General features: G+C 69.3%; 17 protein-coding genes. 7 read left to right on the top strand and 10 right to left on the bottom strand.

What is annotated here, in order from left to right; translation table 11 throughout:
• A partial coding sequence (locus A5747_RS10240) for an alpha/beta hydrolase (RefSeq protein ID WP_076123705.1) occupies positions 1 to 758 on the top strand: 758 nt, incomplete at its 5' end.
• Between the two features lie 7 nt (positions 759 to 765).
• Here the strand turns inward: A5747_RS10240 and A5747_RS10245 are convergent.
• From A5747_RS10245 to A5747_RS10255, 3 genes are read right to left on the bottom strand one after another with little or no spacing between them, the layout of a single operon-like run.
• A complete protein-coding gene (locus A5747_RS10245; protein WP_076123706.1) occupies positions 766 to 2,082 on the bottom strand; it encodes an amidohydrolase family protein in 1,317 nt (438 codons plus the stop codon).
• Complete coding sequence (locus A5747_RS10250; protein ID WP_076123707.1) at positions 2,076 to 3,260, bottom strand: CoA transferase; 1,185 nt, start codon at positions 3,258 to 3,260, stop codon at positions 2,076 to 2,078. Before A5747_RS10250 ends, A5747_RS10245 begins: the two co-directional genes overlap by 7 nt.
• Before the next feature lie 35 nt (positions 3,261 to 3,295).
• Complete coding sequence (locus tag A5747_RS10255; protein WP_076123708.1) at positions 3,296 to 4,303, bottom strand: MaoC family dehydratase; 1,008 nt, start codon at positions 4,301 to 4,303, stop codon at positions 3,296 to 3,298.
• An 18-nt stretch (positions 4,304 to 4,321) separates the two neighbouring features.
• On the opposite strand from A5747_RS10255, the gene A5747_RS10260 reads away from it, so the two are divergent.
• Positions 4,322 to 5,491 carry an acyl-CoA dehydrogenase family protein gene (locus A5747_RS10260; protein WP_233148009.1) on the top strand — a complete coding sequence of 390 codons (1,170 nt, stop codon included), beginning with the start codon at positions 4,322 to 4,324 and terminating at the stop codon, positions 5,489 to 5,491.
• Between the two features lie 112 nt (positions 5,492 to 5,603).
• Positions 5,604 to 6,050 (top strand): CD225/dispanin family protein, encoded by a 447-nt coding sequence (locus A5747_RS10265; protein WP_076123710.1) that lies wholly within the window; start codon positions 5,604 to 5,606, stop codon positions 6,048 to 6,050.
• Between the two features lie 4 nt (positions 6,051 to 6,054).
• Here the strand turns inward: A5747_RS10265 and A5747_RS10270 are convergent, their stop codons facing one another.
• From A5747_RS10270 to A5747_RS10285, 4 genes are read right to left on the bottom strand one after another with little or no spacing between them, the layout of a single operon-like run.
• Positions 6,055 to 7,026, bottom strand: a complete 972-nt coding sequence (locus A5747_RS10270) for an enoyl-CoA hydratase/isomerase family protein (protein ID WP_233148010.1) — start codon at positions 7,024 to 7,026, stop codon at positions 6,055 to 6,057.
• Entirely contained in the window at positions 7,023 to 8,540 is a 1,518-nt protein-coding gene (gene fadD4, locus A5747_RS10275) for a fatty-acid--CoA ligase FadD4 (protein ID WP_076123712.1), read from the bottom strand. The genes A5747_RS10270 and fadD4 overlap by 4 nt, the downstream gene beginning before the upstream one ends.
• Positions 8,541 to 8,574: 34 nt before the next feature.
• Positions 8,575 to 9,651: an S-adenosylmethionine:tRNA ribosyltransferase-isomerase gene (locus A5747_RS10280; protein ID WP_083700295.1), complete on the bottom strand. Its 1,077-nt coding sequence runs from the start codon at positions 9,649 to 9,651 to the stop codon at positions 8,575 to 8,577.
• Positions 9,648 to 10,364 (bottom strand): SDR family oxidoreductase, encoded by a 717-nt coding sequence (locus A5747_RS10285; RefSeq protein WP_076123713.1) that lies wholly within the window; start codon positions 10,362 to 10,364, stop codon positions 9,648 to 9,650. The genes A5747_RS10280 and A5747_RS10285 overlap by 4 nt, the downstream gene beginning before the upstream one ends.
• A 57-nt stretch (positions 10,365 to 10,421) precedes the next feature.
• Between A5747_RS10285 and soxR the strand changes: the two genes are divergently transcribed.
• A complete protein-coding gene (gene soxR / locus A5747_RS10290) occupies positions 10,422 to 10,889 on the top strand; it encodes a redox-sensitive transcriptional activator SoxR (protein WP_076123714.1) in 468 nt (155 codons plus the stop codon).
• Between the two features lie 10 nt (positions 10,890 to 10,899).
• Here the strand turns inward: soxR and A5747_RS10295 are convergent, their stop codons facing one another.
• From A5747_RS10295 to A5747_RS10305, 3 genes are all read right to left on the bottom strand, one after another.
• Positions 10,900 to 12,729 (bottom strand): phosphoenolpyruvate carboxykinase (GTP), encoded by a 1,830-nt coding sequence (locus tag A5747_RS10295; RefSeq protein ID WP_076123715.1) that lies wholly within the window; start codon positions 12,727 to 12,729, stop codon positions 10,900 to 10,902.
• A gap of 171 nt (positions 12,730 to 12,900) precedes the next feature.
• The gene (locus A5747_RS10300; RefSeq protein ID WP_198938163.1) at positions 12,901 to 14,472 is read right to left on the bottom strand and encodes a hypothetical protein; all 1,572 of its coding nucleotides are present in this window, start codon (positions 14,470 to 14,472) and stop codon (positions 12,901 to 12,903) included.
• A complete protein-coding gene (locus tag A5747_RS10305) occupies positions 14,466 to 15,641 on the bottom strand; it encodes a hypothetical protein (RefSeq protein ID WP_233148011.1) in 1,176 nt (391 codons plus the stop codon). The genes A5747_RS10300 and A5747_RS10305 overlap by 7 nt, the downstream gene beginning before the upstream one ends.
• A gap of 42 nt (positions 15,642 to 15,683) precedes the next feature.
• On the opposite strand from A5747_RS10305, the gene trmB reads away from it, so the two are divergent.
• The 3 genes from trmB to A5747_RS10320 form a co-directional block, all read left to right on the top strand.
• Complete coding sequence (trmB, locus tag A5747_RS10310) at positions 15,684 to 16,544, top strand: tRNA (guanosine(46)-N7)-methyltransferase TrmB (protein ID WP_369805048.1); 861 nt, start codon at positions 15,684 to 15,686, stop codon at positions 16,542 to 16,544.
• Between the two features lie 11 nt (positions 16,545 to 16,555).
• The gene (locus A5747_RS10315) at positions 16,556 to 17,266 is read left to right on the top strand and encodes an NYN domain-containing protein (RefSeq protein ID WP_076058179.1); all 711 of its coding nucleotides are present in this window, start codon (positions 16,556 to 16,558) and stop codon (positions 17,264 to 17,266) included.
• Positions 17,267 to 17,315: 49 nt separating this feature from the next.
• Positions 17,316 to 19,751, top strand: a 2,436-nt coding sequence (locus A5747_RS10320) for an MMPL family transporter (protein WP_083700302.1), incomplete at its 3' end; no start/stop codon positions are given.

The raw sequence follows: 19,751 nt of genomic DNA on the forward strand, positions 1-19,751 counted from the left end.
ATGTCGTCGCCCTCGGACCCGGCGTCGGGGTCCGGCTGTTCCGGCCGACGGGCGTGACCCAGCCGACGCCCGCGCTGCTGTGGATCCACGGCGGCGGATACGTGATCGGCAGCGCGCAGCAGGACGACCAGCTGTGCCGCCGGTTCTGCTCCAGGTTGGGCATCACGGTCGCGTCGGTCGATCACCGGCTGGCTCCCGAACATCCCTATCCCGCGCCGCTGGAGGACTGCTATGCGGCGTTGACCTGGCTGGCCGGGCAGCCCGGCGTGGACCCGGGGCGGATCGCGATCGGCGGTGCCAGCGCGGGCGGCGGGCTGGCGGCTGCGCTGGCCCTGCTGGCCCGCGACCGCGGCGATGTCGCTCCCGCGTTCCAGCTACTCGTCTATCCGATGCTCGACGATCGCAGTTCCACGACCGAGGACAAGCCGCACTACCGGCTGTGGAACACGCGCAGCAACCACTTCGGCTGGACGGCCTACCTCGGCGATGCCGACCCCGCGGTTGCCGTGCCGGCGCGGCACGACGACCTGAGTGGCCTGCCACCCGCGTGGATCGGGGTGGGCACCCACGACCTGTTCCACGACGAGGATCTCGCCTACGCCGAACGGCTGCGCGCCGCCGGGGTGCCGTGCGAGGTCGAGGTGGTTCCCGGAGTCTTCCACGGGTTCGACCTGTTCGTGCCGAAAGCGCAAGTGTCCCAACGCTTTTTCGACACCCAGTGCGACAGTTTGCGCGCCGCGCTCGCCCCCGCCGGCTGATCGCCGGTCACATCGCGAAATACACCAGCTCACCGCCGATGATCGTGGCGGCCACCATGCCGGCGTCCAGCTCGGCCAGCGCCGTCGCCGGCGGCTCGTTCAGCACGCACAGGTCGCCCGGCTGCCCGGGTTCGACGGCGCGGGCCAGCGCCGGTCGCTCGGGGGCGCCCAGGAACATGGTCAAAGCCTGTCGCGCCGAGACACGTTCGCCCGCACCCAGGACTGTGCCGCTGGGTGTGGTGCGGTATACCGCGGCGCGCATCGCGGTCCACGGATCGCCGTGGCCGAACGGCATGTCGGTCGACAGCGCCACGCGCACTTGAGCTTTCAGCAACGACGCGACCCGCCACAGCTGGCCGTGCTCGGCCGGTGGGACATCGGCGAGGTACTGATCGCCGCGCTCGGCGACGAAGTTGGGCTGCGTGACCACGGTCAGGTGCCCCGACGCGGAGAGTTCGGCCAGGTCGGCCAGGGTGTCGTCCGGCACCACTGCGGCGTGCTCGATGCGATCGCGCCGGTGGCTGCCGGCGGCGCGCAGGGCGGCGATGGCGACCACGAGTTGGGCCGCGGTCACGCAGTGCAGGGCGACCGGCCGGTCGGCCGCGTGGTGCTCGGTGATCCAGTCCGTCAGGGCGTCGAGGTCGAGTCGGTCGTCGTGCAGGATCTTTTTGCCCGGCGACAGGAAGTGCAGCCGCGGCCGAAATTCCCCGCGGCGCTGCGCCACCACCAGCGAGACCATGTCGTCGGCGCCGAGGTCGGGGGTGGCGTCGGTGACACCGGTGACGCCGGTCGCGGTGATTCGGCGGCTGAGCTCCGCGAGGTCGGTTTCCCGGCGCGCCAGCGCATCCGACCAGCCGCGGTCGGCACTGCGCAGGCGACCGTCGGGATGTTCGGCCAGGCCGACGCGGCCCAGCGCGGCCGAGTTGAGGATCCATAGCGCCCCGCTGCGATGCTGGACGCGCACCGGGACGCGCGGCACCACCGCGTCGAGGGCGGCCCGGTCCAGCTCGCCGGCGACGGACTCGTGATAGCCGACGGCGCGAATCCACCCGTCGGGGCCCGGCGTGGCGTTCGACAGCAGTTGCGTCAGTTGGGTTTTGGTGGTGACGCCGGGCGGTCCGACGAGAAACGAGTCCAGCGCGGACGCGGCCGAGCGGACGTGCACGTGGTGGTCGTGCAGCCCGGGCAGCACGGTCCCGCCGCCGGCGTCGAGCAGGCCCTCCCCCTGTCGGGCGGTCAGCCCGTCGCCCATCTCCTCGATCCGTTCGGAGACCCGGATGCTGGTGGTCGTCCCGTCCAGCAGGGTGGCCCGCCGAATCAGCATGACAGGCAACGCCGTTCGGATACCAGGCGCCGCACCGCGTCGTTGTGGGCGCCAAGCTCGGGCCCAGGCGCGGCCGCGGGCGGCACGGGCGGCGGCGGGGCGGGGTGATCCGAGGCCGACGGCTGGGTGGGCAGCGCGGCGTAGGTCGCGGCGACCGCGGCCATGGACAGGTGGATCGACTCGCCGCCGCCGCGGACCAGCGATTCGGTGACCGCGCAGGCCGCCTCCAGCCCGGTCAGGGGATCGGCGATGGCGTCCCCGCAGAACACCGGCTCGCCGTGGCCGGTGCCGACCAGACCGCCCGCCACCGCGGCGTCGTCGCCGAACGCCGGCCTCGGTGAATGCTCGTCGTACCCGGTGATCTGCAACCAGATGCGGCCCGCTCGCGGCGCGACGTCGCCCGGGCCGAGCCGGCGCCGGGCCAGGGCCGCGGGCCGGGAGCCCTCGATCACGACGTCGGCGACCGCGAGCAGCTCGCGCAGTTCGTCGGCGTTGTCGAAATCGACGCAATACGACAGCTTTCCGCCGTTCATCCAGTCGAAGAACGCGCGGTTGCCGCTGCGGGTGCCGTCGGGGCGGCGCGGGCTCTCGACTTTGACGACGGTCGCGCCGGCGCGGGCCAGCAGCTGCCCGCACAACGGGCCCGCCCACATCGACGACAGGTCGGCCACCAACAGGCCGGCGATGCGGTGTACCTCCGCCCGGAATCCCGCCCGTTCGATCCGCGGTGACGTGGCCGCGACCTCACCCAGGGCAGCGGCGGGAAGGTCGAGCAGAACCGCCCGCTCGATGATTCCCGACACCGGTTGGGTTGCGGCCCAACGCCTCAGCGTGGGCCAGGGGTCCGCGGGCACATCATCGGCGTGGACCAGCGCGGGCACGGCGGCGATGTCGTCGGGGCGGGACAGCGTGATCGCGCACCAGCCGTCCCGCGCGGCCAGCAATCGGGTGGCGCCGCCGCACGAGACCGATCCGCCGCGGGTCAATCCGAGCAGCGCGGCCCGCCCCGCCAGCAGCGCGGCGGCGCTCACGCCGATGCCCGTTCGGTGACCGACGTCCGCGGCGACTCCCTCGGCGCGGGTCAGCACGTGGGCACGGGAGAAGTCCGGCGGCCCGTCGGGCGGCCCGGTCAGGTAGGCCAGCCCGCTGTTTCCCCAGTCGGCCGACTCGCTGCTCACGACACCATTGTGCGCGTGGCGTGCCGCGCCGCGGGTCAGAACTGCAGGGCGCTGAAGCGCCAGTCCAGCACCGACCTGTCGGGCTGGTCTGCCGCGTCGCTGACCGCGTAGACCAGCGAGCGAAGCTTCAGCACGCCGCCATGCCCGGTCGGCTGCGCGGACTCGACGTGTAGTTCGCTATAGAGGGTGTCGCCCTCGTGCACCGGGCCGGTGTGGTCGCAGGACTCCCAGCCCAGGACCGTCACCAGATTGGGCAGCAGCCGGCTGGCCTGCGCGAGTGCCAGCCCGATGGTGTGCCCGCCGTAGACCAGGCGGCGCCCGCCGACCCGCGAATCGTGGTGTGTGGCAGCGATATTCAAGGTCAGCCGAGCCAATTCCGGTGCGCTGCTGACGACGTCGCCGGTGCTGTGCAATACCGCGCCCGCGATGCCGGGGTCGAAATGCGGGCCGGGCACCCGGGTTCGGAAGACCTCGGCGTCCCAGTGGGCGGTCGGATCGGCGGCGGGCGGGGCCGCGTCCGCGCCGATGCCCGACAGGTCGTCACCGGGACGATCGTCGGGCCGGAAGTCCGGGCTCGCGGGCAGCATGGCGCAGCGGTAGAAGTCGAGGACCAGCTGGTCGGCCCGGTCGATCGTGATCATCCGCAGCGCAGCCAACCCCGTGGGTGCCCGGCCGGGCTTGGGCGAATTCGGCCGCAGCCCAACGACTTCGGTGCGGGTGTAGACCGAGTCACCGATGGCCGGGAAATGGTGAAAGGTGAGACCGCGATAGAACAGGTTGGCCTTGACTCGCTGGGTCACCAGCGTCGACTGCCCGATCGCCACGTCGCAGACCAGCGCTGGATGCGCCATCGGGCCGGGCATGCCGGTTACCGCCACGTACAGGTCGGCGTCCAGCGCCAGGCGCAGCCGGTCCCCCACGATCGCCTGATGCGCGGCCGCCAGACCCGGCGACAGCGTCGTCGACGGCGCCCAGTCGAACACCTGGCCCACCGATAGGTCGTCGAAGTAGGGCCCACCCTCGCGTATGTCGGCATAAGTCACGGGGCCAATATGGCATGGGTGAGCAAAGAGCACAGCGACGACTCCCAAGACGAAGAGGACCTGCTGGTCGCCACCGTGCGGGCGTTCATCGACCGCGACGTGAAACCGACCGTCCGCGAGGTCGAGCACGCCAACACCTACCCCGATGCGTGGATCGAGCAGATGAAGCGGATCGGCATCTACGGGCTGGCCGTTCCCGAGGAGTACGGCGGGTCGCCGGTGTCGATGCCCTGCTACGTCCGCGTCACGCAGGAGCTGGCGCGCGGCTGGATGAGCCTGGCCGGCGCGATGGGTGGGCACACCGTGGTGGCCAAGCTGCTGACGCTGTTCGGCACCGAGCAGCAAAAGCGGACCTACCTGCCGCCGATGGCCACCGGCGAGCTGCGGGCCACGATGGCGCTGACCGAGCCAGGTGGCGGTTCCGACCTGCAGAACATGTCCACCACCGCGCTGCCGGACGGCTCGGATGGCCTGGTGATCAACGGCTCCAAGACCTGGATCAGCAACGCGCGCCGGTCCGGCCTGATCGCCCTGTTGTGCAAGACGGACCCGAACGCCGAGCCGCGGCACAAGGGCATCTCGATCGCGCTGGTCGAGCACGGGCCGGGCCTGTCGGTGTCGCGGGACCTGCCCAAGCTCGGCTACAAGGGTGTCGAGTCCTGTGAGCTGTCGTTCGACAACTACCGATTGCCGGCGACCGCGATTCTGGGCGGCCGCCCGGGCGAGGGTTTTTCGCAAATGATGAAGGGGCTCGAGACGGGCCGTATCCAGGTGGCTGCGCGGGCCTTGGGGGTGGCGACGGCGGCGCTCGAGGACGCGCTGGCCTACGCGCAGCAGCGGGAGAGCTTCGGCCGGCCGATCTGGAAGCATCAGGCCGTCGGCAACTACCTCGCCGACATGGCGACCAAGCTCACCGCCGCCCGTCAGCTCACCCGGTATGCCGCGGAGCGCTACGACAGCGGCGAACGCTGCGACATGGAAGCCGGGATGGCCAAGCTGTTCGCCTCCGAGGTCGCGATGGAGATCGCGCTCAACGCCGTGCGCATCCACGGCGGCTACGGCTACTCCACCGAATACGACGTCGAACGATACTTCCGCGACGCGCCGCTGATGATCGTCGGCGAAGGCACCAATGAGATCCAGCGCAACGTGATCGCCGGGCAGCTGGTCGCCCGGGGCGGGATCTGAAGGGAGGGAGTCGAAATCTCCCGGCCCGACCCCGACGCGTGCTGTATATTTGCCTGACTTCGCGTGCCAGCAAAGCCTGGACCGGAGGGAACCACACGGAAAGGGAGTCGTCATGAGTTATCCCCCAGGGCCGTACGAAGGTTCCCCAGAATGGCAGGGCCAGCAGCAACCGGGTTGGCAGGGCCAACCGCCGGAATGGCAGGGCCAGCAGCCCGGTTGGCAAGGCCAGCAACCGGGTTGGCCGGGCCAGCAGCCGGGCTGGCCGGCCCAGCGAGAGCCGGACAACTACCTCGTGTGGGCGATCCTGACCACGGTCCTGTGCTGTCTTCCGCTGGGCATCGTGTCGATCGTCTACTCCACCAAGGTCTCTGGGCTGTGGACGCAGGGACGGTACGCCGAGGCCCAGTCCGCTTCCGAGAACGCCAAGAAGTGGGCGATCATCGCCGCGATCGCGGGCGGGGTCATCGGGCTGATGTCCGCGATCGTGTACTTCTTCATCTTCGCCTTCGCCATTTCCAACCTGCCGTCGACCACCACGACGACGTTTTCGGGTTACTGAGCTTCTACTGGGAGAGGCCTTGGGCGCCAACGCAAATGGCGTCCACCAGCCCCCACTCCAGCGCGGTATCGGCGCCGACGGTTCGTCCGGACAGCACGAGATACGCCGTGCGCCAGCGGCCGATTCGCCGCGTAACGCTGACGGTGCCGCCGGCGCCGGGGATCAGGCCCAGGGTCAATTCGGGTAACCCGAACACCGAATCGTCGCGCGCCTCAATCCATCCGCAAAACGCCGCCATCTCCAGTCCGCTGCCCATCACCCGGCCGTGAACCTCGGCGCGGCAGGACCGGCCGAGCCGGGCGGTCAGCGCGTCGAGCGCAAGCGCGGGGCTGTGCCGGGTGCGGGCCAGGTGCGCGCTGGCCGGGTCGGCAAAGGTGCCGAACTCGGCGAGGTCTCCGCCGCTGCAAAACGATGGGCCGTTGCCGCTCAACACGATCCCCGTCACCGACGGGTCGAGTTGCGCGACGGTCAGCGCCTCCAGCAGCGCCGCGCGCGCGTCGGTGGAAAACGCGTTGTGGCGTTGCGGCCGGTTGAACGCGATGCGCAGGGTGTCGCCGTCGCGGCGTGCCTGCACCGGGTCTCCGATCTCGGGCATGCGGGCGGGGCCGCGCTCGTCGAGCCAGCGCGCGAACTCCGGGCCGGCCTGCAGCGTGGAGTAGGCCAACGACTCGGTCACGACCGCGGCCAGGGTCGGGCCGTCGGGGCTGACCGCGCGCAGCACGTCGTCGCACACGCTGCTGGCATGCGGCCAGCGTTGGCAGCGCTGCGTCAGCTCGGCCAGCGTCTCGGGCACGGAATCGACGGTGACCACCCGGCGATCGGTGCAGGGGTCCTCGGTCAGGGTGAAAGTCGCCGCGTCGAGCCAGGTTTCGGACTTCGCGATGTCAGCGGCCGAGCCGACGGCGACGGTCACTCCCGGCGGCCTGTCGACGCCGGCGTCCGTCGCGCCGGACAGGTCGACCACTCGGAGAGTCACACCGAATACTTCTCGATCAGCCCGTTCTTGTAGAGCTTTCCGGTGTCGGTGCGCGGCAGCTGCGTCTCGAATGCGATGGATCGCGGGCACTTGTAGTGCGCCAGGCGGTCTCGCAGCCAGCCGAGCAGCTCGGCGGCGAATTCGTCGGTGGCGTGGGCTGGGTCGACGGTCTGCACCGCCGCCACGACGCGCTGGCCCATCTCGTCGTCGGGAATGCCGAACACCGCCGCGTCGAGCACCTTCGGATGGGTGACCAGAAGGTTCTCGGTCTCCTGCGGATAGATGTTCACCCCACCGGAGATGATCATGTGGTGGCGCCTGTCGGTCAGGAATAGATAGCCCTCGTCGTCGAGGTAGCCGACGTCGCCGACGGTGGCCCAGCCGTGCTTGTCATGTGAGGCAGCGGTTTTCGCCGGATCGTTGAGGTATTCGAAGGAGAAGCCGCCCTCGAAGTAGATCTCGCCGGGCTGGCCAGGGGGCAGCTCGGTGCCGTCCTCGCCGAGGATGTGGATCTGGCAGTTCATGGGCCTGCCGACCGAACCGGGATGGGCCAGCCACTCCTCGGCGCTGATCAACGTCGACCCGATCGCCTCCGAGGACGCGTAGTACTCGTCGACGATCGGCCCCCACCAGTCGATCATCTGCTTCTTGATCTCCACCGGACACGGCGCCGCGGCGTGCATCACCCGCTGCAGGCTGGACAGGTCGTACGAATCACGAACCGCCTGAGGCAGTTTGAGCATCCGGGTGAACATGGCCGGCACGAACTGTCCGTGGGTCACGCGGTAGCGCTGGATGGCGTCCAGCGTGCCCTCGGGATCGAACTTCTCCAGCACCACGGTCGTGATGCCGCCGGCCTGCGCGGTCATCGACCACACCGACGGCGCCGTGTGATACAGCGGTGCCGGGCTCAGATAGATCGAGTCAGGCGTCATCCAGAATTCCACCAGCGCCGCCATCATGCCCGCCGCCTCCGCCGGCGGGACGTGCGGCAACTCGCGTTTGATTCCCTTGGGCCGCCCGGTGGTGCCCGAGGAGTACTGCAGCAGGTCGCCCTCGAGTTCGTCGTCGATCGGTGTGTCGGGTTGGCCCGCAACGCATTCCGGATATCGCTCCCACCCGTCGAGATCGCCGTCGGCCATCATCAGCAGGGGCGGTAGCCCGCCGGGCAGATGTTGCGCCAGGCCCTCGCAGGTTTCACGCAGTGCACCCGACCCGACGATCGCGCGGGCGCTGCTGTTGTCGATGATGTAGGCCGCCTCGGCCGGGGTCAGGTGCGTATTGATCGGCACGTAGTACAGGCCGCTGCGCCGCGCCGCCCACATGACCGCGTGGATGTGTTCGTTGTTCTCCATCAGGATCGCGACGGTGTCACCCTCGCGCAGGCCGGCCTCGCGGAACCGGCGGGCCAGCCGGTTGGCGCGGGCTTCCAGGTCGTCGAAGGTAACGACTGTGCCCGACGGGTGCAGGATCACCGCGGGTTTGTCGGCGCCGATGTGGGGGCGAATCTGCATGCGAGGACTGTACCGCCGCGCGTGTTGACAGGTGTCAAGTGGGCAGCAGCAGGGCGCTGTCGCCGAATTCATGCCACAAATAGCCGTGCTCGACGGCCTCGCGGTAGGCGCCGGCCACCAGCTCCGGGCCGGCGACGGCCTCCAGCAGCAACAGGTGGGAGGCGCCGGCGTCGTGCCATCCGGTGATCAAGCCGTCGACCACGCGGGAAGGGCGGGACGGGCCGAGCACCAGGTCCGTCCAGCCCACCACCGGCCCCACCGCGCCGCCGCGGTCCGCGGCCGATTCCAGAGCACGGGTCACGGTGGTTCCGGCCGCGATCACCCTGCCGCCGGCCGCGCGCGTGAAGTTCACCAACCGCGCGGTCGCGGAGGGCACCTGGAAAAGCTCGGGAGTGGGCGGCTCGCCGGCCTCCGCCGAGGACACCCCGGCGTGCAGTGTGATCGGCGCGATCGCGACCCCGGCCGCCACCAGAGCGGTCACCAATTCGGTGCTGAACGGCCGTGCCGCGCTGGGCATTTCGGCGCTGCCGGGGCGCCGGGCGAACACGGTTTGGTAGTAGCGCAGCGGCCACTGCCGCGACACGTAGGCGTAGCGGATCGGGCGGCCATGCCGGCCGAGGTATGCGCCGACGTTGCCCTCGATGATCACCCGCGCGGTCCACAAGCGAGCGCCGCCGACGCCCGGCTGCGGGTAGGAGGACTCGACGACGAGCGCGGCGCCGCCGGGCAGGTCGATGCGCTGGCCGGGCCCGACGTCGGTGAGGTGTCCGGTCGCGTTCGCCGCGGGCCGCAGCTCCACCACCCACACTTTCTCGGCGCGCACGGTGGAGAAGTGCACCGCGATCGGCTGCCCGGCGCGGCGGCCGTCGACGGCGGCGGGCATGGTGGCGGAGTCGTTCACCACCAGTAGGTCGCCGGGCCGCAGGTACTCACCCAGGTCGCGGAAGTGCGCGTGGTCGACCCCGCCGGGCCCGGCGACCAGCAGCTTGACCGCGTCCCGGGCCAGGCCGCGCGCCTCGGGAGGCTCGGTGGCATCGGAGCCCGGGCGCCGGTGGAAGCGCGTGTGCGGCCGCGGGGTAGCCGGGAGGATCGGGAGTGTCGGGAGAGTCATTGCTGCGCTCCAGACAGCGCCAGGTCCGCGACCCGATAGCGACCGGAGGGCGGCCGGGTGTCGAGGAGCCGCAACACCGCCGGCACGACGGATTCCGGCTCGGCGCGATCGGAGATGTCCTCGCCCGGGAATGCGGCCTGGTGCATCTCCGTGCGCATGTCGCCGGGGTCGAACGCGTACACCGGCACGGCCGGGACCTCGGCGGCCAGCACGGCCGACAGCTGATCGAGGGCGGCCTTGGACGAGCCGTAGCCGCCCCAGCCCGCATACGGTTCGACGGCGGCGTCGGAGGTCAGGTTGACGACCACCCCGCCGTTCTCGGTGAGGGCCGGCAGCGCCGCCTGGATCAGCGCCAGCGGGGCGAACAGGTTCGTCTGGTACACGGCCGATAACTCGGGCGCAGGATAGTCGGCGAGCTGCGGTTGGGGGCTGGGCCCCAATCGGCTCGCGTTGTTGACCAGGAGCCGAAGCGGCCCGGCGTCGATCGCCGCCGCGATCAACGCGTCACGGTGGGAGGCCTGCGTGACGTCTCCGGGCAACGCGATCAGTCGCGCCGAATTCAGCTCTGCTGCAGTGGTTTTCAGGTCAGTGTCGCGGCGGGCATCGCCCACGACGGTCCAGCCGCGGTCGAGCAGGGCGGCGGTCAGTGCCTTGCCGAATCCGCGCGAGGCGCCGGTGACGATTGCGACGGGACGGGTGTCGGATTGAGTCATACGCCCCATACTGATAGTTAAAGTAAACTTTAAGTCAAGTCCGAGTGGGTAGGTCGTATGGATAAACGGGATTTGTTCACCGTCAGCGAGATCGCGACGCGAAGTGGCTTCGCCGCGTCGGCGATCCGGTTCTACGAAAGCCAGGGCCTGATCACGGCGTCGCGGACGCCAGGTGGTCAGCGCCGGTTCGAGCGGCACATGTTGCGGCGCCTGGCCTTCATCCGGGCCGCCCGAAACGTCGGGCTAAGCCTGGAGGAGGTCGCCGACGCCCTGGCGAAACTTCCGGACGCCCGCACCCCGACGCGGGCCGACTGGGCGGCGCTGTCGAAGACGTGGCGCACGCGGCTCGACGATCAAATCGCGGGCCTGATGGCGCTTCGCGACAACCTCGACTCGTGCATCGGCTGCGGTTGTCTCTCGCTGAAGCGCTGCGCCATCTCCAATCCCGGCGACACCGCGGCGGGCGCGGGACCGGGCGCGGTGTATCTGCCGAAGTCCTTGCGACGGCAGGCGATCGGCGGCTAGCGCCGGGGTGCTACGACGATTCGGACAGCCGCTGCTTGAGCGCCTCGAACTCGTCCTTGACGCCGGTGGGCAGCCTGTCGCCGACGAACTCGAACCACTCCTCGATCAGCGGCAATTCCTTGCGCCACTCGTCGGCGTCGACGCTCAAAGCCCGGCCCACGTCCTCGCCGGTGACGTCGAGGCCATCCAAGTCGAGGTCCTCGGCGGTGGGGACGATGCCGATTGGGGTGTCCTGGCCGCCGGCCTTGTGCTCGATGCGGTCGACGATCCACTTCAGCACGCGGCTGTTTTCACCGAAGCCCGGCCACAGGAACTTGCCACCCTCGCCGCGGCGGAACCAGTTGACGAAGAACACCTTCGGCAGCTTGGACTCGTCGGAGTTCTTGCCGAGATCCAGCCAGTGCTGGAAGTAGTCACCGACGTGGTAGCCGAGGAACGGCAGCATGGCCATCGGGTCGCGGCGCACGGTGCCGACCTTGCCCTCGGCGGCGGCGGTCTGCTCGCTGCCCATGGTGGCTCCCATGAACACGCCGTGCTGCCAGTCGCGGGCCTGGGTCACCAGGGGCACCGTGGTCTTGCGGCGCGCGCCGAACAGGATGCCCGAGATCGGCACACCCTGCGGGTCGTCCCACTCCGGCGCCAGGATCGGGCACTGCGACATCGGCGTGCAGTAACGCGAATTCGGGTGGGCCGCTTTGGTTTCTGTCTCGCGAATGATCCAGTCCTGACCCTTCCAGTCGATCAGGTGATCCGGCTCGCCCTCCAGACCTTCCCACCACACCTCGTCGTCGTCGGTCAGCGCGACGTTGGTGAAGACGGTGTTGCCCGCGGCGATGGTGCGCATGGCGTTGGGGTTGGACTTCCAGTTGGTGCCCGGAGCGACCCCGAAGAAACCGAACTCGGGGTTGACCGCGTACAGCCGGCCGTCCTTGCCGAATCGCAGCCAGGCGATGTCGTCGCCGAGCGTTTCGGCGCGCCAGCCCGGGATGGTCGGCTGCAGCATGGCGAGGTTGGTCTTTCCGCAGGCCGACGGGAACGCCGCGGCGAAGTAGTAGGCCTTGTTCTCCGGGGAGATCAGCTTGAGGATCAGCATGTGCTCGGCGAGCCAGCCCTCGTCGTGGGCCATCGCCGACGCGATGCGCAGCGAATAGCACTTCTTGCCCAGCAGGGCGTTGCCGCCGTAGCCGGAGCCGTAGCTCATGATCTCGCGGGTCTCCGGGAAGTGGGTGATGTATTTGGTGTCGTTGCAGGGCCACGGCACGTCCTTTTGGCCCGGCTCCAGCGGGGCGCCCACGGAGTGCAGCGCCTTGACGAAGAACCCGTCGTTGCCCATCTTCTCCAGGGCGGCCTTGCCCATCCGGGTCATCACCTTCATCGAGACGACGACGTATTCGGAGTCGGTGATCTCCACGCCCAGCTTGGGGTCGTCGGCACCGAGCGGGCCCATGCAGAACGGCACCACATACATGGTGCGGCCGCGCATGCAGCCCCGGTACAGATCCTTCAGGGTGGAGCGCATCTCGGCCGGGTCCATCCAGTTGTTGGTCGGGCCCGCGTCGCTCTCCCGCTCGGAACAGATGAAGGTCCGCGATTCCACGCGCGCGACGTCGGACGGATCGGACAGCGCCAGGAAGGAATTGGGGTACTTCTCGGGGTTCAGGCGCTTGAACGTGCCCGCCTCGACGAGCTGCTCAGTCAGCCGCTGCCACTCTTCGTCGGAGCCGTCAGCGAATACCACCCGGTCCGGCTGGGTGAGCTCGGCGACCTCCTCCACCCACGACAGCAGCCCCTGGTGCTCGGTGGGCGGGTTGTCCAGACCCGGAATGGTCGCTGAGGTCATCGAACTCTCCTGAATTCTTCGTCTGCGTTCCTGGCGTTCGTCGTGCGTATGCGTTCGCCCACACAACTGTTGACATGGTGATGCGTTAACTACAGGTTATCGTGATCACCTTGCTGGGTATGGTTCGGGCGGGTATAAGCCTCCTCACAACAACGATTCAGAAACCGGCCGTCACGAAACGTCGCCGTCCTCGTCCGTCGACGCCGGTTCGTCGCTGCCGTCCCCGCCCGCGGGTTCGGCCGCGTTCTCCGGTTCGTTCTCGGGTTCCTGCTCGGAATGGGGTATACCCGGTTCTCCCAGCTCTGCACGGACGGCCTCGAGCGCGGAGGCGATCGTCGGCATCTCCCGATCGCGCACCGCCGCGGCCCGCGCCGCCGCGATGGCGTGTTCACGCAGTTCGCTGTCGATGGCGCTGACCTGCTCGGACACCCGCGAGTTCTCCGCCTCCTCGCGGGCGAGGAGCGCGGTGCTCAGCACCGACTCGGCGACCAGCACCCGGGTGGCGACAAACTCCTCGACGGCCGAACGCAGCGACGACGTCGCGTCGCCCGCCCAACGGTCCAGCAAGGCGCGGTCGTGCAGCAGTCCGCGGAGATTGACCACCAGGAAGGTGACGGCCAGGCCGATCGCCACGCATGCCGCGGCCCCGGCGATCTGGGCCAGGGGGTTCAGGCCGTGGGCCAAACCGGCGACCAACCGGCTCAGCGTAAGCGCGACACCCAGCCCGAACCCGGCGCCCAGCAACATCATCAGCCAGGTTTCCTGCCGCCGTGATTTCAGGTGTGGGGGGCCGACGTCGACCGCCGGCAGCTTCTCGACGGCCGGCAAAGCGACCGGCACCGCCATCTCGGTCGCGATGCCGGCCAGGTGTGTGGTGGTGTGCTCGCTCACCTCGGTGACTATCTCGTCCAGCCGCTCGCGGGTGTGCGCCTCGAACTCGGGAATCTTGCGCCGCGACAGACCGCCGACGTCCTCCTGCAGTTCGCCGCGGAGCGCCGAGCAGCGGTTGCGCGCAAAGTAGGACAACTCGACCCGCGCCTGCTGGATCTGGCCGCGCAGGGTGATGGTCCGCTCGGATTTCGCCTGGCGCCGCTCGCGCAGGGCCGCGCCGCGCTCTTCGCGCAACGCCTCGACCCGCACCCGCCGACCGGCGCCCTCGGCGTCGCGTTCGACACGCTGCCGCAGTGTCTGAAGCCGAGATTCCCACGCCCGCAACCTGTTTCGCCGAGCGATATCGGAATCGGCGAGCTGAGCCGAGATGGTGTCCACCAGCTCGTCGACGGCCGGCTCACCGAGGTCGGGGGCCGCGGCCGCGCCCACCCACGGCACCTGGGCATAGCGCGGTGCGTGCGCGGCCAACGTCTCGCGGTTGGTCTTCAGCGTGTCGCGCCAATTGAGGTGCACGTCGATCTTGGACACCACGCCGATCACCGCGTCGGTGTGCTCGGCGGCGCCGTCCAGCAGCACACAGTCGGATTCGGTCAACGGCGCGGCCGCCGACACCACGAACACCACCGCGGCCGGCGCATCGCCTGGTCCCAGATCCGTCGACTCGACGAACTTGTGCTGCGGCAGCCGTTCCCGCAGCGCCGCGACCACCCCGGTCACCCCGGACATCCACGGGCCGGTCACCAGCACGACGTCGAGCCGGTTGACGGCGGGCGCATCCAGCCGGGGGCCGATCGCCGCCACCAGTGCGTCCACCCGGGCGGCCGGGTCGTCGCGATCCTCGCCGCTCACCATGGCTCCCCGGCGGGAAGTGAGCCGCAGGTCTGCGACCACAGCCGCAGCGATCCCCTGGCGATGTCCGCCCCGCAGGCGCGGTGCAGATCGCTCACCGGTCCGCGGCTGTAGCGCTGCCAGCGGGCCGCCCGCGGCAGGTGCGTGGCCGGATCGGCGTCGGCCGATACGGGGCCGACCCGCAGCCCGGCCGCCTCCGCCAGCTCGACCGCGGCGGCCATCCGGGCGATCACCGTGTCGTCGCGGCGAAGGAATCCGCCGATCCGCTCGCCGATCTCGTTGTGGCAGACGGCCAGGGCCTCCAATTCCGCGACGGCGTCGAGCACCCGCCGGTAGCGCGCCTCGGCGCCGAGGGCCGACAGCTTGGTCAGGACGGCGTCGAGCCGGCTGGTACGGCGCAGCAGCGTGCGCACCTGCGCCGGTGGGCGGCCCTGGCGGACCGCCGCGATCCCCAGGGCCGTCCCGAACAGATCCAGTACGTCCAGCAGGTGCCGCCGGGCGGCGACGGGCACCGGGTTGTCGGCGGCCAGGAATCCGTCGAACGACCCGTCGAGGGACGCAGCACCGCCGGGATGCGCGGCCAGGTCCCGCAGCGCGGCCCACACCGTGGCATCGAGGTCGTCCAGCGCGGCGACGGCAAGCAGGCCGATCATCGGCTCGACCGGGACGCCGGCGAGCGCAGCGAGTTTCGCGCAGCGTTCGCGCGCGGCCGCGATCGGATTGTCGCCGCCGCGGCCGGACAGCGCGCCGGCCAGATCGGCTTTGTTCAGCACCGCCAGCACCGGGCGCTGCGCGGCACCGATCGCGTCGGCGTCCTCCGGCTTGATCACCTCGGCGGTGACGTAGACGACGACGTCGACGTCGCGATCACCGGCGCACTCCGGCGGGGCCACCGCGATCCCCGCCGCACACCCGGCGCGGTTCAGGGCCCGCGCGACCGTGCCGCGCCCCACGCCCCGGCGCCCGCGGACCGCCACGCGCAGCGGCGCGGCGGCTCGTTCGGCGATCGCCGTCACGCGCGCGTCAGCGTGCTCGGCGGCGAATCGCGTCAGCTCGTCGACGAAAATCTGGTGCCCCTGTCCCTCTCCCGGTCGATTGTTGGCCGATCCACCGGCCAGCCCATTTTGCCCGGTGGCGGATCGGGTCCCACCGAATGGTGGCATCTGCGCCATCGAGACGCGAGCCACCTTGGTGTTACCAGTCGAAGGCAACTGTTGGGTATCAATCTGGACCTGGGGCGGCTACATCGGGCGTTCATGGGCCACCATGGACAAATGCATGCGCAACCCGGGGTGGGGACATGTCCCGACACACGGGTGAAGGCGAGGACCGGACTAGAGGTTGGCCAGGACGTGACCCCAGCACCGGAGCCCCGCGATTCGGACAATCCGCAGCACGGCTACCTTCCGGCGTCGAGTTTTCGTTCCCGGCGCTCCGCCCTGTCCGACGCCCAGCGCCAGACCTGGGAACGGCTGTGGCCGCAGCTGGGCATGTCGGAGATACCCGAGCGGACCGAACCGCTGGACACCCGCGCGTGGTTTGGCCGCGAGGCACCGTTGGTGCTCGAAATCGGCTGTGGCAGCGGCACATCCACGCTGGCGATGGCCAAGGACGAGCCCGGCGTCGACGTGATCGCGGTGGAGGTCTACCGCCGGGGGCTGGCGCAGCTGCTGTCCGCCATCGACCGCGACGGTGTCGGCAACATCCGGTTGATCCGGGGCAATGCGGTCGATGTCCTGCACTATCTAATTGCGCCGGCGTCGCTCAGCGGAGTCCGCGTCTTCTTCCCCGATCCCTGGCCCAAGGCGCGCCACCACAAACGTCGGTTCTTGCAACCGAGCACGATTGGCCTGATCGCTGACCGGCTACTCCCTGGTGGTGTCCTGCACGCCGCGACGGACCACCCCGGGTACGCCGAGCAGATCGCCCAGGCCGGTGACGCCGAACCCCGGCTGTGCCGTGTCGAGCCCGGCAGCCGACTGCCGGTCTCGATCGTCCGGCCCACCACTAAATACGAGACGAAAGCTCGAGAAGCGGGCAGCGCCGTGACCGAGTTGATCTGGCTTCGACGATAGAGGCGATGAGCATGAGCCTGACCGAACAGACCGCAGCAGTACCCGAACCGCTCGAATCACCGGCGGTCCTCTCCGGTGGTCTGGGCAGTTTCGAAGCACCCGCCAGGCGCGTCCTGCTGGTGTGGGACGCCCCCAACCTCGACATGGGCCTCGGGTCCATCCTGGGGCGGCGCCCGACCGCCCTCGAACGTCCACGCTTCGACGCGCTCGGTCGCTGGCTGCTGGCCCGCACCGCGGAGGTCAGCGCCGGCCGACCGGGCGTCGTGGTCGAACCGGAGGCCACCGTTTTCACCAATATCGCCCCGGGCAGCGCCGACGTCGTTCGGCCGTGGGTGGACGCGCTGCGTAACGTGGGCTTCGCGGTCTTTGCCAAGCCGAAGATCGACGAGGACAGCGACGTCGACCGCGACATGCTCGCGCACATCGAACAGCGGCGCCAAGAAGGCCTCGCGGCGCTGGTGGTGGCTTCGGCCGACGGCCAGGCGTTCCGTCAACCGCTGGAAGAAATCGCGCGCAGCGGGGTTGGCGTCCAGGTGATCGGATTTCGTGAACACGCGAGTTGGGCGTTAGCGTCGGATACCTTGGACTTCGTCGACCTGGAAGACATTGCGGGTGTTTTCCGGGAGCCGTTGCCGCGAATCGGCCTAGATTCGCTGCCTGACCATGGAGCGTGGCTGCAGCCCTTCCGGCCGCTGTCCGCCCTATTGACCACGCGTGTGTGAGACTGGGAACCCAATGCGCGGGTCCGTAGAGATCCAGTAAGGAGCTTACGTGTTCGCCTGGTGGGGTCGAACCGTGTACCGCTACCGGTACATCGTCATCGGAGTCACGGTGGCTCTTTGCCTGCTCGGCGGCCTGTTCGGGATGAGCCTGGGCAAGCATGTCACACAGAGCGGCTTCTACGACGAGGGCAGCCAATCGGTGAAGGCGTCGGTACTGGGCGACAAGACCTACGGCCGCGACCGCACCAGCCACGTGGTGGCCACCTTCACCGCCCCCAACGGCGGATCGGTCGACGACCCGGCCTGGCGGGACAGAATCGTCGGCGAGCTCAACAAGTTCAAGAACGACCATCCCGATCAGGTCGTCGGCTGGGCCGGCTGGCTGGCGGCGCCCGACAGCCCGAGCTCGCTGATCAAGGGGATGGCCACCGAGGATAGGAAGCACACGTTCGTTTCCATCCCGCTGAAGGGCGACGACGACGACAGCATCCTCAACAACTACAAGGCCATCGCGCCCGACCTGCAGAAGCTCGACGGCGGCACGGTTCAGCTCGCCGGCTTGGAGCCGATAGCCAACGCCCTGACCGGCACCATCGCCAGCGACCAAGAGGCTCTCGAATACATCGGGCTACCGATAGTGACGGTGGTGCTGTTCCTGGTGTTCGGCGGCGCCGTCGCCGCCGGCCTGCCGGTGATGGTGGGCGGTCTGAGCATTGCCGGCGCGCTGGGCATCCTGCGGTTCGTCGCCATCTTCGGCCCGGTGCACTTCTTCGCCCAGCCGGTGATCTCGCTGATCGGTTTCGGTATCGCCATTGACTACGGGCTTTTCGTGGTGAGCCGATTCCGGGAGGAGATCGCCGAGGGCTACGACACCGACGCCGCCGTGCGTCGCACGGTCATGACGGCCGGTCGCACCGTGACGTTCTCCGCGGCGCTGATCATCGCGTCGAGCGCCAGCCTGCTGGTATTGCCGCAGGGCTTCGTGCATTCGCTGGTCTATGCGATCTTCGCCGCGGTTGGGCTTGCGGCGCTGCTCTCGATCACGTTGCTGCCGGCGTGCCTGGGGATCCTCGGCCGTCACGTCGATGCGCTGGGCGTGCGGACCGCGTTCCGGGTGCCGTTCCTGCGCAACTGGAAGTACTCGCGCGCCTACCTCAACTGGCTCGCCGACCGGCTGCAGAAGACCAAGACCCGCGAAGAGGTCGAGGCCGGATTCTGGGGCAAGCTCGTCAACTTCGTGATGAAGCGGCCGCTGGCGTTCGCCATCCCGATCGCCGTCGGCATGATCCTGCTCGTCATTCCGCTCGGCAACCTCTCGTTCGGCGGCATGAGCGAGAAGTACCTGCCGCCAAACAATTCCGTCCGCCTGGCGCAGGAGCACTTCGACAAGCTCTTTCCCGGATACCGCACCGAACAACTGACGATGGTGATCAAGAGCGACAACGGCAGCAAGGTCACCGACCAGCAGGTTGCCGACATCCGCAACAGGATTTCCTCGATTACCGGGTTTACCGACAAAACCTGGCAAGAGCGACCGTGCCCCACCATCGCCGGCAACCCCTGCGTCAGCGGCCCGAACGGGGCAGCGCAGCCCAAGGACGGCTCGGTCCGCGTGATCCAGAACGGCCTGTCCAATCGCAATGACGCCGCCAAGAAGATCAGCGAACTGCGGGCGATATCGCCGCCAAAGGGCCTCACCCTTCTGGTCGGCGGCACGCCGGCGCTGGAGCAGGACAGCATCCACAGTCTGTTCAGCAAGGCGCCGCTGATGCTCGTCCTATTGCTCGGCGCCACAACGTTGTTGATGTTCCTGGCGTTCGGGTCGGTGGTGCTGCCGATCAAGGCGGTGGTGATGAGCGCGCTGACGCTCGGGTCCACGCTGGGCATCCTGACCTGGATCTTCGTCGACGGGCATTTCTCGACGTGGCTGAACTTCACGCCGACGCCGCTGATGGTGGTGCTGATCGCGCTGGTCGTCGCGGTCGGGTTCGGCCTGGCCACCGACTACGAGGTGTTCCTGGTTTCCCGAATGGTCGAGGCGCGGGAACGCGGCATGTCGACCGCGGAGGCGATCCGGATCGGCACCGCGACCACCGGACGTTTGATCACGGCCGCCGCGCTGGTGCTGGCCGTCGTCGCTGGGTCGTTCATGTTCTCCGACCTGGTGATGATGAAGTACCTGGCGTTTGGCTTGGCGGCGGCGCTGCTGCTGGACGCGACGGTGGTGCGGATGTTCCTGGTGCCGTCGGTGATGAAGCTGCTCGGCGACGACTGCTGGTGGGCTCCGCGCTGGGCCCGACACCTGCAGAACCGCATCGGGCTGGGCGAGATCGACCTGCCCGACGAGCGCAAGCGGCCCACCGTCGAAGGGCGGTCCGGGCGGCCCCCCGTCGCCGCGGCCAGCCTGGTTGCCGCCCTCGCCGACCTGGCGACGCTGGAAACGTTGCCGCACAACGAAATCGCCGCGGGGATGGCCGAAGTGGTC

The organism is Mycobacterium sp. IS-836 (genome assembly GCF_001954275.1).
Classification (GTDB): Bacteria; Actinomycetota; Actinomycetes; order Mycobacteriales; family Mycobacteriaceae; genus Mycobacterium.

Bases quoted from the DNA above. Each gene is read 5' to 3' on its own strand.
- A5747_RS10315 (WP_076058179.1), top strand. From the start codon at position 16,556: ATGAGCCTGACCGAACAGACCGCAGCAGTACCCGAACCGCTCGAATCA.
- fadD4 (WP_076123712.1), bottom strand. From the start codon at position 8,540: ATGCAGATTCGCCCCCACATCGGCGCCGACAAACCCGCGGTGATCCTG.
- A5747_RS10245 (WP_076123706.1), bottom strand. From the start codon at position 2,082: ATGCTGATTCGGCGGGCCACCCTGCTGGACGGGACGACCACCAGCATC.
- A5747_RS10300 (WP_198938163.1), bottom strand. From the start codon at position 14,472: ATGGTGAGCGGCGAGGATCGCGACGACCCGGCCGCCCGGGTGGACGCA.
- A5747_RS10295 (WP_076123715.1), bottom strand. From the start codon at position 12,729: ATGACCTCAGCGACCATTCCGGGTCTGGACAACCCGCCCACCGAGCAC.
- A5747_RS10265 (WP_076123710.1), top strand. From the start codon at position 5,604: ATGAGTTATCCCCCAGGGCCGTACGAAGGTTCCCCAGAATGGCAGGGC.
- A5747_RS10280 (WP_083700295.1), bottom strand. From the start codon at position 9,651: ATGACTCTCCCGACACTCCCGATCCTCCCGGCTACCCCGCGGCCGCAC.
- A5747_RS10285 (WP_076123713.1), bottom strand. From the start codon at position 10,364: ATGACTCAATCCGACACCCGTCCCGTCGCAATCGTCACCGGCGCCTCG.
- A5747_RS10305 (WP_233148011.1), bottom strand. From the start codon at position 15,641: ATGGCGCAGATGCCACCATTCGGTGGGACCCGATCCGCCACCGGGCAA.
- soxR (WP_076123714.1), top strand. From the start codon at position 10,422: ATGGATAAACGGGATTTGTTCACCGTCAGCGAGATCGCGACGCGAAGT.